Source organism: Haliea alexandrii (genome assembly GCF_003719295.1).
GTDB lineage: Bacteria > Pseudomonadota > Gammaproteobacteria > Pseudomonadales > Halieaceae > Haliea > Haliea alexandrii.
In genome coordinates, this window is the sequence record NZ_RFLW01000002.1 from 131,151 (window position 1) to 147,352 (window position 16,202).

At 62.2% G+C, this 16,202-nt stretch carries 13 protein-coding genes; 11 read left to right on the forward strand and 2 right to left on the reverse strand.

The features are described from left to right. The first annotated feature begins 51 nt into the window (after positions 1-51). The 8 genes from EGJ68_RS08830 to EGJ68_RS08865 all read left to right on the forward strand — a co-directional run bounded on the left by EGJ68_RS08830 (position 52) and on the right by EGJ68_RS08865 (position 9,184). Entirely contained in the window at positions 52-708 is a 657-nt protein-coding gene (locus EGJ68_RS08830) for a putative ATP-dependent zinc protease (RefSeq protein ID WP_158283588.1), read from the forward strand. Continuing rightward, positions 705-2,228, forward strand: a complete 1,524-nt coding sequence (locus EGJ68_RS08835) for an inactive transglutaminase family protein (protein ID WP_199227991.1) — start codon at positions 705-707, stop codon at positions 2,226-2,228. The genes EGJ68_RS08830 and EGJ68_RS08835 overlap by 4 nt, the downstream gene beginning before the upstream one ends. Next, entirely contained in the window at positions 2,225-3,220 is a 996-nt protein-coding gene (locus EGJ68_RS08840; RefSeq protein ID WP_199227992.1) for an alpha-L-glutamate ligase-like protein, read from the forward strand. The genes EGJ68_RS08835 and EGJ68_RS08840 overlap by 4 nt, the downstream gene beginning before the upstream one ends. A 139-nt stretch (positions 3,221-3,359) precedes the next feature. Then, positions 3,360-4,622: a DEAD/DEAH box helicase gene (locus EGJ68_RS08845; protein WP_123034214.1), complete on the forward strand. Its 1,263-nt coding sequence runs from the start codon at positions 3,360-3,362 to the stop codon at positions 4,620-4,622. 68 nt (positions 4,623-4,690) lie between these two features. Further along, on the forward strand, positions 4,691-6,418 hold the full coding sequence (locus EGJ68_RS08850) for an alkaline phosphatase D family protein (protein WP_158283589.1): 1,728 nt from the start codon (positions 4,691-4,693) through the stop codon (positions 6,416-6,418). 61 nt (positions 6,419-6,479) lie between these two features. Continuing rightward, a complete protein-coding gene (gene bamE, locus EGJ68_RS08855; protein ID WP_123034216.1) occupies positions 6,480-6,845 on the forward strand; it encodes an outer membrane protein assembly factor BamE domain-containing protein in 366 nt (121 codons plus the stop codon). Continuing rightward, the gene (locus tag EGJ68_RS08860) at positions 6,838-7,437 is read left to right on the forward strand and encodes a hypothetical protein (protein WP_158283590.1); all 600 of its coding nucleotides are present in this window, start codon (positions 6,838-6,840) and stop codon (positions 7,435-7,437) included. Before bamE ends, EGJ68_RS08860 begins: the two co-directional genes overlap by 8 nt. Before the next feature lie 73 nt (positions 7,438-7,510). Beyond that, complete coding sequence (locus EGJ68_RS08865) at positions 7,511-9,184, forward strand: AMP-binding protein (protein WP_123034218.1); 1,674 nt, start codon at positions 7,511-7,513, stop codon at positions 9,182-9,184. A 29-nt stretch (positions 9,185-9,213) separates the two neighbouring features. Here EGJ68_RS08865 and EGJ68_RS08870 read toward each other — a convergent pair whose 3' ends face one another. Further along, positions 9,214-10,545, reverse strand: a complete 1,332-nt coding sequence (locus tag EGJ68_RS08870; RefSeq protein WP_123034219.1) for an MFS transporter — start codon at positions 10,543-10,545, stop codon at positions 9,214-9,216. 137 nt (positions 10,546-10,682) lie between these two features. Further along, positions 10,683-11,360, reverse strand: a complete 678-nt coding sequence (gene folE / locus EGJ68_RS08875; RefSeq protein ID WP_123034220.1) for a GTP cyclohydrolase I FolE — start codon at positions 11,358-11,360, stop codon at positions 10,683-10,685. Between the two features lie 146 nt (positions 11,361-11,506). Here folE and EGJ68_RS08880 point away from each other — a divergent pair, with 146 nt between their 5' ends. The 3 genes from EGJ68_RS08880 to ppc are packed head-to-tail and all read left to right on the forward strand — an operon-like array spanning position 11,507 to position 16,172. After that, positions 11,507-12,526: a type I glyceraldehyde-3-phosphate dehydrogenase gene (locus EGJ68_RS08880; protein WP_123034221.1), complete on the forward strand. Its 1,020-nt coding sequence runs from the start codon at positions 11,507-11,509 to the stop codon at positions 12,524-12,526. After that, positions 12,526-13,524, forward strand: coding sequence for a type I glyceraldehyde-3-phosphate dehydrogenase (gene gap, locus EGJ68_RS08885; protein WP_123034222.1), 999 nt, complete (start codon positions 12,526-12,528; stop codon positions 13,522-13,524). Before EGJ68_RS08880 ends, gap begins: the two co-directional genes overlap by 1 nt. Further along, positions 13,518-16,172 (forward strand): phosphoenolpyruvate carboxylase, encoded by a 2,655-nt coding sequence (gene ppc / locus EGJ68_RS08890; protein WP_123034223.1) that lies wholly within the window; start codon positions 13,518-13,520, stop codon positions 16,170-16,172. The genes gap and ppc overlap by 7 nt, the downstream gene beginning before the upstream one ends. Positions 16,173-16,202 lie beyond the last annotated feature (30 nt).

Here is a 16,202-nt window from a genome sequence, read left to right on the forward strand (position 1 = left end):
GTATACTGTGTTTAAAGGCCGCGTCGGTGGCGGCTGTGATAAGGGGTTTTCATGGTTTTGCGATTCACAGGAACAGCGCTTGCGTTGGGCGTGGTGTTGGCGGGTTGCCAGAGTTTGCCCGAACCGGCGCCGGCGGCGGTCGCCTGCCCCGAGGTGCCGGTGGTGGAATGTCCGGTGTGTCCGTTGCAGGAGTGTCCGGAGCCCAGGGTGCTCGAGAAAATTGTGCTGCGCCCCGCAGCACCGGCGGCTGTGCCCGTGCGGCCGGAGACCGCCGGGGAACTCGAACTGCCCATCATTGGTGTGTTGGAGTTCATTCGTGTGGAACCCTCTGGGCTGACGCTGGAAGCGGTCGTGGACACGGCGAGCGAGCACACCACGATTGCCGCGCGCGATGTGCGTCTATTGGAAAAAGACGGCAAGCGGTACGTCAGCTATGTTCTGGTCGACCCTGCCAGCGATGAACAATACGGACTGGAGGCGCCACTCCTGCGCCGGGCCTCGGTGGTTGACGCGCACGGCGGCAGCGCGCGCAACTACGTCGTCACCATGTGGCTGACCCTGGGTGACAACCGTGCCCGGGTGGAGGTCAGCCTGTCTGAGAATATCGATATGCCCTATCCCCTGGTGATAGGGCGCAACCTGCTGACTGACATGGCCATTGTCGACGTCAGCCGGCGCCACACGCTCGAGCATCCGGCGGCCCCATGATTGCATCTCGCGCCAAGGTCGGCATCGTTGCCGGTGCATTGATTCTGTTCGGTATTGCGGTCACGGCCTACAAGGTGGTCGGCCTGGACTTGCCGCTGTGGCCGGGTGAATCCCGTGAAGTGTGGACCATCGAGACGAAAGTGAGTTTCAAGCCGGCCAGCGGGCCGGTCGAGGTGGATCTGGCCCTGCCCTCGGGCCTTGGTGGCTGGGTGACACTGGAAGAGCATTTTGCCTCTTCCGGGTTTGGTTTCTCCGTTTCCGAGGAAGCCGGTGGCCGAGTGGCGCGGTGGTCGCGGCAGTTACTCGAGCACCCAACCACACTCTATTACAAGCAGCAGGTGTATCGGGCGCGGCGCGCTCAGCTGCCGGACATGCCTATCGAAACGCCGGATCCGCCGCTGCTGGAACCTGATCAACAGGCCGCCATGGAGCGTTTTGTGGCAGATCTGCGTGAACGCTCCAGCAGCCCCGCGACGCTGACCGCACTCATGATCCAGGAATTGCGCAGGCCGCAGCCCAGCCAGGATGCGGAATTCCTGCTTGGCACCTACAGCGATACCCCCCTGCGGGTGATGTTTGACGTGCTGGCCTATGCCGATATCCCCGCCTATCCCGTGCGCGGTATCGCGCTGCAGGACGGCCGGCGCCGGCAAACACTGAGTAGCCTGCTGCAGGTTTACGACGGCAGCGACTGGGAGGTGTTTGACCCGGAAACGGGGCAGGCCGGCCTGCCCGAGGATTTCTTCGTTTGGCGTCAGGGCAACGGCGCGGCCCTGCGGGTGCTCGGTGGGCGTGATTCCAGGCTGGAGTTTGCCCTGGTACGCAACAGCCTGTCAGCGAAAACGGTGGTCAGCATGGAAGAGCGCAGCGATGAATTCGCGCTGCTGGACTTCTCCATTTACGCCCTGCCGGTGGAGCAGCAGGGGATCTTCAAGGGTATTCTGTTGTTGCCGGTAGCTGCGTTTGTGGTGGTGATGATGCGCGTGCTGGTAGGTATCAAGACTTCGGGCACGTTCATGCCGGTGTTGATAGCGCTGGCCTTTTTGCAGACCACGCTCTGGGTCGGTCTGGCCATCTTCCTCCTGCTGGTGAGTGTGGGGCTGTGGATTCGATCCTGGCTCAGCCACCTCAACCTGTTGCTGGTGGCCCGCGTTTCGGCTGTGGTGATTGTAGTGGTGTTACTGATGGCTGCACTGTCACTGATCAGCTACAAGCTGGGTGTGGACCAGGCGCTCACGGTCACTTTCTTCCCCACCATTATTCTCTCCTGGACCATCGAGCGCATGTCGATACTCTGGGAAGAAGAGGGGGGCAGGGAAGTCATGATGCAGGGCGGTGGCAGCCTGTTGGTCGCCGTACTCGCCTATCTCACCATGTCAGTGCCTCTGGTTGAGCACCTCACTTTCAACTTCCCGGAGCTGTTGATCAGTCTCCTGGGTGTGATTCTACTGACCGGTAAATACACGGGCTACCGCTTGTCCGAGCTCTATCGTTTCCGCGACATGGCGCAGATGAAATGATCAAGCTGGTGAAACCCTCTGTGCTGCGTGAGCGTGGCATTCTCGGTATGAACAGGCGCAACCTGACGTTTATCGGCGCGAATAATCCGCGGCGTAATTACCAGCTCGTGGACAACAAGTTGCTCACCAAAAAAGCCGCGCTGGAGCGCAACGTGGTGGTGCCCGAGCTGTACGGGGTGATCGAGCATCAGTTCCAGATCAACCGGATGCTGGAGATGCTCGAGGGTCGTGAGGCGTTCGTTATCAAGCCGGTGCAGGGCAGCGGTGGCAAGGGTATTCTGGTGATTACCTCGCGTGATGGCGACCACTTTGTAAAGTCCAGCGGCGGCGTGATCGATGACCGCGACCTGCGCCGGCACACGTCGAACATCCTGGCCGGCTTGCACAGCCTCGGCGGACGCAACGACGCGGCCATGATCGAGGCACTGATCGACTTCAATCCGCTGCTCGCGGCATACAGCTGCGAAGGTGTGCCTGATATTCGGGTGATTGTTTTTCGCGGTGTGCCGGTGATGGCGATGATGCGCTGCGCGACACACGCCTCGGACGGCAAGGCGAATCTGCATCAGGGTGCCGTGGGTGTGGGCCTGGATATTGGCGAGGGCTTCAGTATCGCTGCGGTACAGCACGGCAGCCTGGTCACCCATCACCCGGATACAGGCGCGTGTTTCAAGTCGCTGCGGCTGCCGGATTGGGATGCCATTCTCGACCTTGCAGCCAGCTGTGCAGAAATGACGGGGCTGGGTTATCTCGGCGCAGACATCGTGCTGGACCGCACGCGTGGGCCGATGTTGCTGGAGCTGAACGCCCGGCCCGGGTTGGCGATTCAGGTAGCCAACCAGGAGGGCCTGATTCATCGCCTCGGTATTGCGGCGGAGATTGCCCGCACTGCAGCGGATCACGACGCGCGCATCCGCGAGGCCAAACTGCGCTTTCATCGCCCCGAAGCCGTGTTGCAGGCCTCTGACAGCGCGGCGACGGCCGCGAGCTGACCACCCGGGCAAACTTGCATTCAGCTCGCATTCGCGTACCATCCGCTGCGCACCCGCTGACGGTGCTCGTCCGCGTCAGCATTACTCCGCCAGACATTGCCATTTTTCTGTCGACGTATTTATCCAGAGATTGCTGACCATGACTTTTGATTCTCTCGGGCTGTCCGCCAGCCTGCTGCGTGCTGTTGCCGACCAGGGTTACGCAAGCCCTTCACCCATTCAGGCGAAAGCCATTCCGCTGATCCTTGCAGGCAGGGATGTCATGGCCGCCGCACAAACCGGTACCGGTAAAACCGCGGCGTTCACGTTGCCACTGTTGCAGCGCCTTGCCGGAGGCCCGCGTGCGCAGGCCAACCGCTGTCGCGCCCTGGTGCTGACGCCTACCCGTGAATTGGCCGCACAGGTGCAGGAAAGCGTGCGCGACTACGGCAAGTACGATGGCTATCGTTCCGCTGTCGTTTTTGGCGGCGTGAACATCACTCCGCAAATCGCGCAGCTGAAGCGCGGTGTCGACGTGCTGGTCGCCACCCCGGGCCGTTTGCTCGACCTCCATGGGCAGGGTTTTGTGGACTTCCGCGACCTGCAAATGCTGGTGCTCGATGAGGCTGACCGCATGCTGGACATGGGCTTTATTCACGATATCCGCCGTATCGTCAAATTGCTGCCCGTAAAGCGCCAGACGCTGATGTTTTCCGCCACTTTTTCCACCCAGATTACGCAATTGGCACAGGGCTACATGCAGAGCCCGGTCAAGGTAGAGGTCAGTCCGCCGAATGCCACGGCCGAAACAGTGCAGCAGTGGGTGTACCCGGTGGACAAGAAGCGCAAGCCCGAGCTGTTGAGCCACCTGATACACGCCAACAACTGGGACCAGGTGCTGGTGTTTACGCGTACCAAGCACGGTGCCAACAAACTGAGTCAGCAGCTTGAGAAGAACGGTATCCGGGCGGTTGCCATTCACGGCAACAAGAGCCAGAACGCGCGCACCCGAGCCCTCGGCGACTTCAAGCAGGGGCGGGTACAGGCCCTGGTGGCTACCGATATTGCGGCACGGGGTCTGGATATTGAGCAGTTGCCGCAGGTGGTCAACTTCGACCTGCCCAACATCGCGGAAGACTACGTGCATCGCATCGGCCGTACCGGGCGCGCCGGCGCGGCCGGACAGGCCTATTCGCTGGTCAGCGCCGACGAGGCGGATTACCTGTACGGCATTGAACGCCTGATCCGCAAAACATTGCCGCGGGAAGAGGTGGAGGACTTCGAGCCCGAGCACTCGGTTCCGCAGGGTCGCCCGACAGCGGCCCGTCCGGCGCAGGCCCGCCCGGCTAAGGCCCGCCCGGCGCAGGCCCGCCCGGCTAAGGGGCGCCCGGCTAAGGCCCGCCCGGCGCGCTTGCGCCGGTAACACGATTGCTGTAATTCTGTGCGCTCTAACGATGCATGCTGCCTGCAGCATTCCCCACGGAGCACACAATGACCGATCATCCTCAACTGCGTCGCCGCACCCTCGTCAAGGGGATCGCGGCGGCATCGCTGTTGCCGCTCTTGGGCGGCAATCTTGTGGGCTGCTCAGACAGCACGGACGCCCCGCCCGCGCCGGAAGGTGTGGCCGCTGATTTCAATCACGGGGTTGCCTCCGGCGATCCGCTCACTGATCGCGTCATCATCTGGACGCGTGTTACCCCCCGTGAACCGGGCTTTGTGACGGTCGAGTGGGAGGTCGCCAGTGATGATGGCTTCGCCGATATCGTTGCCAGTGGGGTTGGCAACACCGATGAAGCGGTGGATTTCACGCTGAAGGCCGACGTCACCGGCCTCGCGGCCGGTACGACCTATTACTACCGTTTCCGCGTAGGTGACGTCCTCTCCCCTGCAGCGCGGACGCGCACGGCGCCCTCAGGTGCGACCGCAAGCGCGGCGTTTGCCGTTGTCTCCTGCTCCAATTACCCGGCAGGCTACTTCAATGTTTATCGTGAGGTGGCGGCACAGCCGGTGGACGCGGTGTTGCATCTGGGGGATTACATCTACGAATACGCCCCTGGCGGCTATGCCAGTGCCAACGCCGAGGCTCTGGGCCGCGTGGTAGAGCCCGCCAGCGAACTGTTCAGCCTTGCGGACTATCGGGGCCGCTACGCACAGTACCGCACCGACCCCGACTTGCAGGCGGCACATGGGGCACACCCGTTTATCGTGGTCTGGGACGACCATGAAATCGCCAACGATGCCTGGCGTGAAGGTGCGGAGAATCACGATCCGGCTACCGAAGGCGAATACTCCGAGCGCCGCGCCGCGGCGATTCAGGCCTGGTACGAGTGGTTGCCTGTGCGCCCCCCGGCCAGTGAGCAGGAGATCATCTACCGTCGCCTGCCCTACGGCGACCTCGTGGACCTGATTATGCTGGATACCCGTGTGATTGGGCGCGACCGTCAGTTCGTGTATCCGGATTTCGTCAGTGGTGGCCGCATCGATATCGACGCAACGCGTGCAGCCAGCAACGCCGCAGACCGCACCCTGCTCGGTGCGGAGCAGCTCGCCTGGCTGGAAACGCAACTGATCGACTCCAGTGCGCGCTGGCAAGTGCTGGGCCAGCAGGTGCTGATGGCGCGCTACCTGTTGCCTGCACCCATCCTGGAAGCGCTGGAACCGAGTATCAGTGGCGGCGATGCACTCGCTGCCGGCACTGCGGCGGTGCTCGCCGCGGTCGCTGCCAAGAACAAAACGCCCGAAGAGCGCACCGTGGAAGAGCAGGCGCTGCTGGATTCTGCCGTGCCCTATAACCTTGACGCCTGGGACGGTTACGCCTTTGAACGTGACCGCGTGCTGGAAGTGGCGCGCCAGATGAACAGCCGACTCGTCGCTCTCGCTGGTGACACGCACAACGCCTGGGCGTCACAGCTGGTGGCGAGCACCGGCGAGGTGGTAGGTGTTGAGCTGGCGACCGCGAGTGTCAGTTCTCCCGGGTTGGAGGCCGTGCTTGGGGTTGATGCCGCGGGGCTGTTTTCGCCGCTCATTGCCACCCTGGTCGATGACCTCGTGTATGCCAACCTCATTGATCGCGGGTATCTGGTCACAATGTTCAGCCAGGATACGGTCACTGCCGAGTGGCGCTATGTCTCAACCATTGACTCGCAGGACTACAGCGAGAAAACGGCTGCCTTCAGGCAACAGGTGGTGCAGCGCAGTGACCTCCTGTTGACTTGAGCAGTCCGCCACCAATCCCATTGCGTATATTACGTACTGTTGTTTGTCGTGAGAGGAAATCATGAAGCGTGTTGCCTGCCTGTTGCTGCCGGCCCTGTTGTTGACCCTTGCCGGTTGCGCCCAGTACGAAAACCGTCGCGGCGTCGAAGTGGGTTGGACAGATGCCTACATGCAAAGCCTGCAGCCCGGCGTCACCACCCGTGCCGAGGTCATGGCCACTCTGGGGCCGCCGTCACAGGTTATCGCGCTTGAAGGTGAGTCCATTCTTTACTACCTGTTTGAACGCTCCGATGGTGAGGGCATCGTCTTGGTGCTCTACAACCGCATGCAGATCGACACGCACTACGATCGCGCTATCTTCTTCTTTGATGAGGACGGCCTGTTGACTGATGCTTCCAGCCGCATTGCCGACACCGACAATGGCTAGGCTTCTCCGGGCTTTGCTGGTGCCCCTGATGTTCGCCCTCGGTGGCTGCACACAGTGGCATTACACCCTGGGCGAGGCGTTGCCCGGCGCAGCGTCGCGTCTTGCCACGGAAACGGGCATCGACAGTCGCGAGGTGCTCGCGCGTCTGGGGCCGCCGCTGCGCGTGTCTGCCATTCCCGGCGGTTACGTTCTGGGTTGGGAGTCCTGGCAGGTTACGGAGAATGTCCTCGGCTTCAGCCTGGGCGCGCTGGGGGTGGACTTCCTGTCCATTGATATCGGCCGTGCCGACACACGCAATGAAGCGCTGTTGCTGACGTTTGCCAGTGATCATCGCCTGACCGGCGGCAGCTGGCATGGACGCGAAGACAGCGTGGGTGGTGGGCGCTCAGTGCAGCCGCTGGTTGGCCTGGTGCCGGTGGTGGACGTTGACGACATCACCGAGCGCCTGCCACAGCACAACTGGGGTCGCGCCGCGCTGGAGCCTTTACCCATCGGCTTGAATCGCGCTCAGCGTCCGGATATGGGGCAGGGCGGCGTGGCCCAACGCGCCACACCAACCGGCACCGGCCAGCAGGCGCTTGAGTTGCGCTGAGAACGAATTTGCTGGTATCCCTCGTCCGGTTTTGTAAACTGGGACGGACAAAATAAGTAGAGAGGGCACCATTATGCAGGCTGATACGCTCGACAAACTCCTCGCTCACTGGGCGCGGGAAACGCCTGACAGGGTCTGGCTCAAGGATTTGCTGCCCGAGGGTTCCCGGGATGTCACCTGGAGCGAGGCTGCCGCGACCGTCAACGCCATGGCGGCGATGTTGGAGCATCACTTCGGGCATGGCGAGCGCATATCGCTGCTGTCACGCAATTGCGCGCACTGGTTTCTCGCTGATCTCGCCATCATCAACTCAGGCAATGTCACGGTGAGCATGTTCTCTACCTTGCCGGCGTCGACCGCCCAGTACATCATGGATTTTACCGAGACCCGTGTCCTGATTGTGGGTGAAACCAGCAACTGGCAAGCGGTGCGAAAGGTGCTGCCGGAAGGGATTACACTGATAACCTTGCCCGGCGTGGAGCTGGAAGAGCCGCACCTGCGTTGGGAGTCGCTACTCGCGGAGTGGCAGGGCAAGGCCCCCGGTTATCGCTGCCAGCCCGATGATGTGATCTCGCTGGTTTTCACCTCAGGCACGACCGGCTTGCCCAAGGGCGTCATCCAGACACACCGCAGCAACCTCGTTCCCATCACACGGTTTCGTAATTTCTTCGGCACGCGCGATGAAGCACGTTACTTCTCCTATCTGCCGCTTCCCCACATCGCCGAGCGCCAGATCGTCGAGTTCTCATCCCTGACCTGTTGTGGTGAGGTGAGCTTCAACCAGAGCCTGGAAACCCTGGCGGCAGATCTGCAACGTACCCGTCCGCACATGTTTTTCGGTCCACCGCGTGTCTGGGAGCAGTTGAAGCAGGCGGTCGTTGCCAAGTTTGGCGGCAACGAGGCGCTGGAGCAGGCACTGCAGCAAGATGAGGAAGGTATCGGCCGCTTGATTCTCGAGGGACTGGGACTGGACCAGGTGGAGTATTGCCTGGTGGCTGCCGCGCCCACGCCGCCGTCATTGATCGAGTGGTGGCAGCGGCTGGGGCTGATTCTTATGGAGGGCTTCGGTCAGACTGAGGCCATGGGGGTGATTGCCAGTGGTCACGACTCACGCCGCATCGGTTCCATCGGCAAGCCCGTTGGCGAGGTAGAGTTTCGTATTACTGAGGAAGGCGAACTGGTAGTCCGCGCTGACGGCTGCACGCCGGGGTATTACAAGCAACCGGACAAGACCGCCGAGCTGATCCGCGATGGCTGGTTGCACACCGGCGACAAGGCACGGGTGGACGAGGACGGCTTCGTTTACCTCACGGGCCGCGTGAAAGAGTATTTCAAGACCATTCAGGGCAAGTTTGTGGCACCGCCCCCCATTGAAGGGGCATTCGCCAAGAACCCCCACACCGAGCAACACTGCCTGCTGGGGCGTGGTTTCTCCAAGACGGTGATGGTTGCCGTGCTCAACGATGCAGCTCGGCAGTTGGCCGAAGCCTCACGCGAGCAGGCAGAAGCGGAGATCGCCGAGGCGATACATCAGGCGGTACAGAGCATCAACGAGGCCGTCGAGAAGCACGCCCGCATCGGTGCCGTGATCCTTTCCCGGGAGGAGTGGACGATCGACAACGAGGTGCTCACGCCAACGCTGAAGATTCGCCGCGAAAAAGTCGAGGAACGCTACGGAGAGCTTGCCGAAGGTCTTGCCCGCAGTGCGGCAGAGCAGCGTGAAGTCCTGCTGCACTGGGCGGACTGAGGCCCCACGGTGCCCGCCGTGGCGCCGGGTCAACCTTGCTGCGCGTGATTCACGGCTGCCGGGTCTGTCTCAGGCTCGTCGGCCGTATGGTACTCATCTTGCCCCTGGGATTCCGAGGGTAGCAGGTCGCCCACCGCATCTTCCGGGCCGCGCGGGTCCAGCCCAAAGCCTGTGGGAGCCGCTTCGGTAGCGGCGGCGGAGAAGGGTACCTGGTCCTCTGCGGCAACCACCTGACCCTTGTCCCGGGTTTGTATGGCGAGGTAAATGGTGAAGACTGCGCTCAGCGCGCCGAAGGACCAGAACAGCGCCGTCGCATCGTAGAGGCTCATCAGCTGCCCCAGGAGGATGGGGGCGGAGGCGGCGCCCAGTGCGTTCAGCAACAATACCGATGTCCCGATTTCCACAAACTCCTCCGCGGAAGAATTGTCAGCCGCCGTGGCCAGCGAGATGGCGTAGAGCGGCATGGTCATGGCGCCGAAAAGAAAAACCGCAACCAGATGCGCGCTGTGCTGCACCGTGAGTGCGACCGCTGCCGATGTGGCGATAGCGCCGATACTGAGGCACACCAGCACATAGCGCCGGTCGATCCTGTCGGAGAGCCAGCCAATCGGGTACTGGAACAGCGCGCCCCCGGCGATACCCGCCGTAATAAACCAGGTGACGTCTGCCATGCTCGTGCCGTAGCGGCGCGCGAACACCGCCCCCAGCGCCCAGAAACTGCCGACCACCAGCCCGGAGAGCAAGGTGCCGGCGAAGGCGGCGCGTGAACGTTGGTAGAGCAGGCTGAAGCGAATGCGGGTTGATTCGATGGGTGCAGGTGCCAGCCGGCTGGTGAGTCCAACCGGTACGATGGCCAGGGCCATGAAAATGGCTGCCAGAATAAACGGCGTGGCGCTACTGACGGGGCCGACATTGATCAGCACCTGGCCTACCGCCATCGAGGCGAGAATAATGAAGGTGTAGATGGCCAGAACCTGGCCGCGTGATTCAGCGCTGGTCTGATCGTTCAGCCAGCTTTCGATCACGGTATACAGACCACAGATCATTGCGCCTGTGAGAAAACGGAGCAATAGCCACGGAACCCAGCCGTCCAGGGTTTCCAAAGCGAGAATCGCGCTCATCATGATCGCCGTGAGCACGGCGAAACTGCGAATGTGTCCCACCTTGGCGATGATCCTGGGGATCAACAGGCAGCCGGCAACAAAACCCATGAAATATGCGGAAGCGCTGACGCCGATAATGAAATCCGACAAGCCGATACTGCTGGCCCGCAAAGGCAGCAGGGTTAGCTGCATGCCCTGCCCGACCAGGAGCAGGGCGGTGGAGATCAGCAGTGAGGTGAGGGTGAGCAGTGTTCTCATGGTATGGCCAGCGCGGGTGCACAGTGCAGATGCGAAGGAGGCAGGTTACACGCTTTGCGGCGGCCGAAAAACCGTCATTGGGGACAAAAAAATGCCCGGCAGTGCCGGGCCAAGCAGCCGAGTTCCCAGGGGGGGGATCAGTTGAGGAACTCGGCTCGGGTGCTCGCGTTGGATTTGAAGGCGCCGCCCAGCGACGTCGTTCGGGTTCTGGAATTGCTGTCCATCACACCGCGTGACTTGACGCAGTAGTGCACAGCGTCGATAGTGACAGCAACATCGTCGGTATCCAGCAGTGCCTGCAGGGCGACGAGAATTTGCTGGGTTAGCCGCTCCTGCACTTGTGGGCGCTGGGCAAAGAAGCGAACGATGCGGTTGATCTTCGACAGACCTATGACTTTGTCTTTGGGTATGTAGGCGACACGAGCCAGGCCGTCGATGGTGACGAAATGGTGTTCGCAGGTGCTGACAACATCAATGCTGTCGACCTGAACCATTTCCTCCACCTGCATTTTGTTGGAGATCACGGAGATTTTGGGAAATTGTGCGTAGTCCAGCCCGGAAAAAATCTCGTCGACATACATCTTGGCGATTCGGTGCGGCGTTTCGGCGAGGCTATCATCGTTGAGGTCCAGCCCCAAGGTGCGTGTGATCTCGGTGAATGACTGCACGATGCGCCGGTATTTCTCGTCGCGTGTGAGTCCGTTCTGGATCATGGGGGTTTCCAGGCCGCGCTCCAGCAGGGCTTTGCGTACCGTGGCAGCCTCGGCTGACATCTTGCTCGGGTAAGGAATGTTGCCAGCCAGTGCAGTTTCCATGTCGCATCTCCATTGTGTTTAGCGTAGTTACGATGAGGTGTGCAGGATGGATTGCTGGTGTGTGCACCGGGTGCCGCACTTGTCGGACAATTTGTGGACAAAAGCTGGTCACCCGCGTGCGGGTGGTCTGACTCAGGAGGCGAAACATGACGCGTGGACAACCGATCAAGATCGGCTTGATGGGCTTCGGCCAGATCGGCCGGCAAGTGTATGACATAGCGGCGCGCAGCGCGGATATCGAGATCGTGGCGATAGCGGATATTGGTGAGCCGGCGATTCTGCATTACCTGCTGGGTGCGGAAATGGGTGAGGATGCCTACCAGCTAGAGGGCAATTTCCTTCACAACAAACGCTTCCGCACTCGGCTTCTGCGCACCGACTCGCCGGCCGAAATGCCCTGGGATGTGTTTGGCGTGGATATCGTTATCGACGCGACCGGCAGGTTTCGTGACCGCGCCGCCATGCAGCAGCATTTGCAGGCTGGTGCGCCCCGTGTGCTGCTGCGTACTCTGCCCACCGACCATATAGATCGCTTGGTAATGCCCGGTATTAACGCCGACTCGATTCGGCCTGGGGACCGCATGCTCTCTGCAGGCTCGGCCACCACCACCGCGCTGTGCCTGCTGCTGCACGCACTCTCGCGTGATTTCGATATCGACTGCGGCAGCATGACCACGGTGCACGCCTACACCTCAGACCAGGTGCTGCAGGACTACGCCGGCAGTGATTTCCGCCGTAGCCGCTCGGCGGCAGAGAACATTATTCCCAATCAGCACGAGGCGGGAGTCTGGCTGGGGCACGTGCTTCCCGCACTGGCGGGCAAGGTGCTGACCTCCGCGCTGAACGTGCCGATTCATCAGGGGTGCCTGCTGGACGTCAATCTCGTTTTTGCCGACAGCGCGGTAACCGCCGATGCCGTCAACGACTGCATGCGTCGGCGTGCGGCCGACTACGCCGGCATCGTGACGGTTGTCGAAGATCCCGTAGTGTCCTCAGATGTCATCGGCAACACCCACTCGCTCGTGTTTGACGCCTGGGGCACCATCAAGGCCGGCAGCAATACCGTCAAGGCGCTGGGCTGGTACGAAACTCTGGGGCACGCCGCGCGCCTGCTGGATGTGGCGCGTCTCTATGCAGAGCTGGATCATCGTGAGGAGGCTGCGTAATGCGCGTTGCGATCAATGGTTTCGGCCGTATCGGCCGCTCGGTATTTCGCATTCTGGAAAATGACCCGGATATTCAGGTCGTTGTGATCAACGACCTGTTTGACCACGCTGCCCTGCGGTACCTGTTGAATTACGACACCGTGATGGGACCATTCGGCAAGTCGCTGCTGCTTGAAGGCGACGAACTGGTGACCGCGGGTGGGCGCTGCAAGCTTATCAGCGAGCGCGACCCGGCCGCTTTGCCCTGGGCGGAACTTGGCATAGACGCGGTGGTGGAGGCAACCGGGGCGTTTCGCAAGCGCGCCCAGCTCGAGGCGCATCTGGAAGCCGGGGCGGGCCGCCTGGTATTGACGGTACCGGCGTCCGACCCAATTGATTACACGGTGGTGCTGGGGGTGAACGATGCCGGGCTGCGACCGGAGCACCGCATTGTGTCCAATGCGAGCTGTACCACCAATTGCCTCGCGCCCATGGCCAGTGTGCTCGATAGCGCTTTCGGTATTGAAGAGGGCGTGATCAATACGGTACACGCCTACACCAACGACCAGCGCCTGGCGGATGTACCGCACTCCGATTGGCGCCGCAGCAGGGCGGCGGCGGAAAACACCATTCCCACCTCAACCGGTGCGGCAAAGGCGGTGGGTGAGGTGTTGCCGCAATTGAAGGGCCGTTTGCACGGCATTGCGTCCCGAGTGCCGGTGCCCGACGGCTCCGTTGTCGACCTGTTCGTGAAACTGGCGCATCCGGTCACGGTGGATGCGGTGCACGATGCGGTGCGTGAGGCTGCCGGTTCGAGTGCGCTGCAGGGGATTCTGGCATTCAGTGAGCGGCCAATCGTGTCGACCGACATCATCGGTAACGCACATTCCTCCATCTATGACGCGGGCTTCACTGCCGTGGTGAACGAGCGCTACCTGCGCGTGCTGAATTGGTACGACAATGAGTGGGGCTATTCGGCTCGAGTGTGCGATTTGTTACGGAGGTTCAAGCAGTGGTAAGCACCAGAGAAGCGGGCAGTGGCGAACGTTCGGATTACAGTGAGCTGCGCAGTAACGTCAGTTTTCTCGGGCACCTGCTCGGTGACACGATAGCGGCGGCGAACGGTGCAGATTTTCTCGCCCTGGTGGAAAAAATCCGGCGCCTGTCAAAATCCGCGCGGGCAGGTGGTGAGGATGCGGCGCACGCCGAATTGCTCGCCGTCCTGCGCTCTTTGGACAACCAGCAGCTGGTGCCGGTGGCGCGGGCTTTCAGTCAGTTCCTGAATCTCGCCAATATTGCCGATCAGCACCATACCGTGTCGCGACAGATGGACCCCCTGTTCTCTGCCTCGCGCAATCTCAGCGGCAGTTTCGAGGCATTATTGGAGGAAGGCGTGTCCCCCGCAGCCATTGTTGATGCGGTGGCGGCCCTGCGTATCGACCTGGTGCTCACTGCACATCCCACGGAAATCATGCGTCGCACGCTGATCCACAAGCAGACTGAAATCGGTCGTTGCCTGTCGCAACTTGAGTTGGGCGGGCTCACCCGTCGCGAGCAGGACCAGCTGCATACGCGCCTACGCGAGCTGATAGCGCAAATCTGGTACGGCGATGATTTCCGTACTGAGCGCCCTTCGCCGGTGGACGAGGCAAAGTGGGGTTTTGCCGTGGTGGAAGACTCGCTGTGGCGCGCCGTGCCCGAGTATCTGCGTCGACTGGATGCGGCCCTGCAGGAAACCTGCGACAGCCGTCTGCCGCTGGACGCCGCGCCGGTGACCTTTGGCTCTTGGATGGGCAGCGATCGCGACGGCAACCCGAACGTGACGGCCGAGGTGACCGCCGAGGTGCTGTGGCTCAGTCGCTGGCAGGCCATCGAACTCTACCTGCAGGACGTGACGCGCCTGGTGGAAGAGCTTTCGATGACGGTGTGTGACGCGGCGCTGGAGGCGGCTGCCGAAGGCTCGCATGAACCTTACCGCGCTGTGCTGCGCAGCCTGCGGGAGCGCCTGAAAGGCGACCTGCAGACCATCGAGGCGGCGCTGGCCGGGGAGGTGGTTGACAACACGGTACTCCTGACCGCTGACGACCTCTGGCAGCCCCTGGCGCTGTGTTATCACTCGCTGCAACACTGCGGTATGCAGGTGATTGCCGATGGCGCCCTGCTGGACCTGCTGCGCCGGGTGCGCTGCTTTGGTGTGCATCTGGTGCGCCATGACATCCGCCAGGACAGTGCACGACACACCGAAGTCCTGTCGGAATTGACCACCTGGCTCGGACTTGGCGACTACGCGGCCTGGGACGAGGATGCACGCTGCGCCTTCCTCCGTCAGGAGCTTGCCAGCCGCCGTCCGCTGGTGCCGCCCCGCTGGGCGCCCAGTGAGTCGGTGGCCGAAGTCCTGGCGACCTTTGCCGTGATTGCCCGCCAGCCGCGCGAGGCACTGGGTGCCTATGTGATCTCCATGGCGCGGCAGGCCTCCGATGTGCTGGCAGTGCACCTTTTGCTGCGCGAGGCGGGTTGTCCCTTCGATTTGCCCGTGGCACCGCTCTTTGAAACGCTGGATGACCTGTCCCGGGCCCGTGAGGTGGTGACGGCGTTGCTGGCAGACCCCTGGTATCGCGGGCACATCCAGGGACAGCTGATGGTGATGATCGGCTATTCGGATTCCGCCAAGGACGCCGGTGTACTGGCGGCCGCCTGGGCCCAGTACCGTGCGCAGGAGGAGTTGCTGGCGGTATGTGCTGCCAGCGATGTTCGCCTCACCCTGTTTCACGGTCGTGGCGGGACGATCGGGCGTGGCGGGGCGCCGGCACAGGCTGCCCTGTTGTCGCAGCCACCGGGCTCGCTGGAGCAGGGCTTGCGCGTGACCGAGCAGGGGGAAATGATTCGCACCAAACTCGGCTGGACCTCACTGGCGGTGAAAACCCTGGCGCTGTACACCGGCGCCATTTGCCGGGCGAACCTGCAGACGCCACCGGCGCCAGAGCAATCGTGGCGTGACCTGATGGAGGAGCTCGCTGCGGGCTCGTGTACCGAGTACCGCCGGGTGATTCGCGAAGAGCCGGATTTCATCGCCTATTTCCGTTATGCCACCCCGGAGCAGGAACTGGCGGGGCTGCCGCTGGGCTCACGCCCGGCCCGTCGTCGCGGCGGCGGCGGTATTGAAAGCCTGCGCGCCATTCCCTGGATTTTTGCCTGGTCCCAGAACCGCCTGATGCTGCCGGCCTGGCTGGGAGCGGGTGCCGCCCTGCAGCAGGCGCTGGATGCCGGTCACGCGGGCCGCCTGCGCGAGATGGCCGCCGGCTGGCCTTTCTTCGCAACGCGTCTGTCCATGCTGGAAATGGTCTACGCCAAGGCGGACACGGGGCTTTCGGCACACTACGATGCCTGCCTGGTGCCCGAAGAGTTGCAGAGCCTTGGGCGCGCGCTGCGGGCATCGTTACAGCGGGATGTGGGCACGGTGTTGGAGATCAGCGGAGGGGATACGCTGCTTGCCGATTCACCCTGGATTCGCGAGTCCATTCAGTTGCGCAATATCTACACAGACCCGCTCAACGTGTTGCAGGCCGAACTGCTACAGCGCCAGCGGCGTGAGCCTGAGGGTGGGCTGGAACAGGCCATCATGGTCACCTTCGCGGGGATTGCTGCGGGCATGCGCAACACCGGGTAACTACGGCGGCGTGTCGTGCTATTGCCTCTC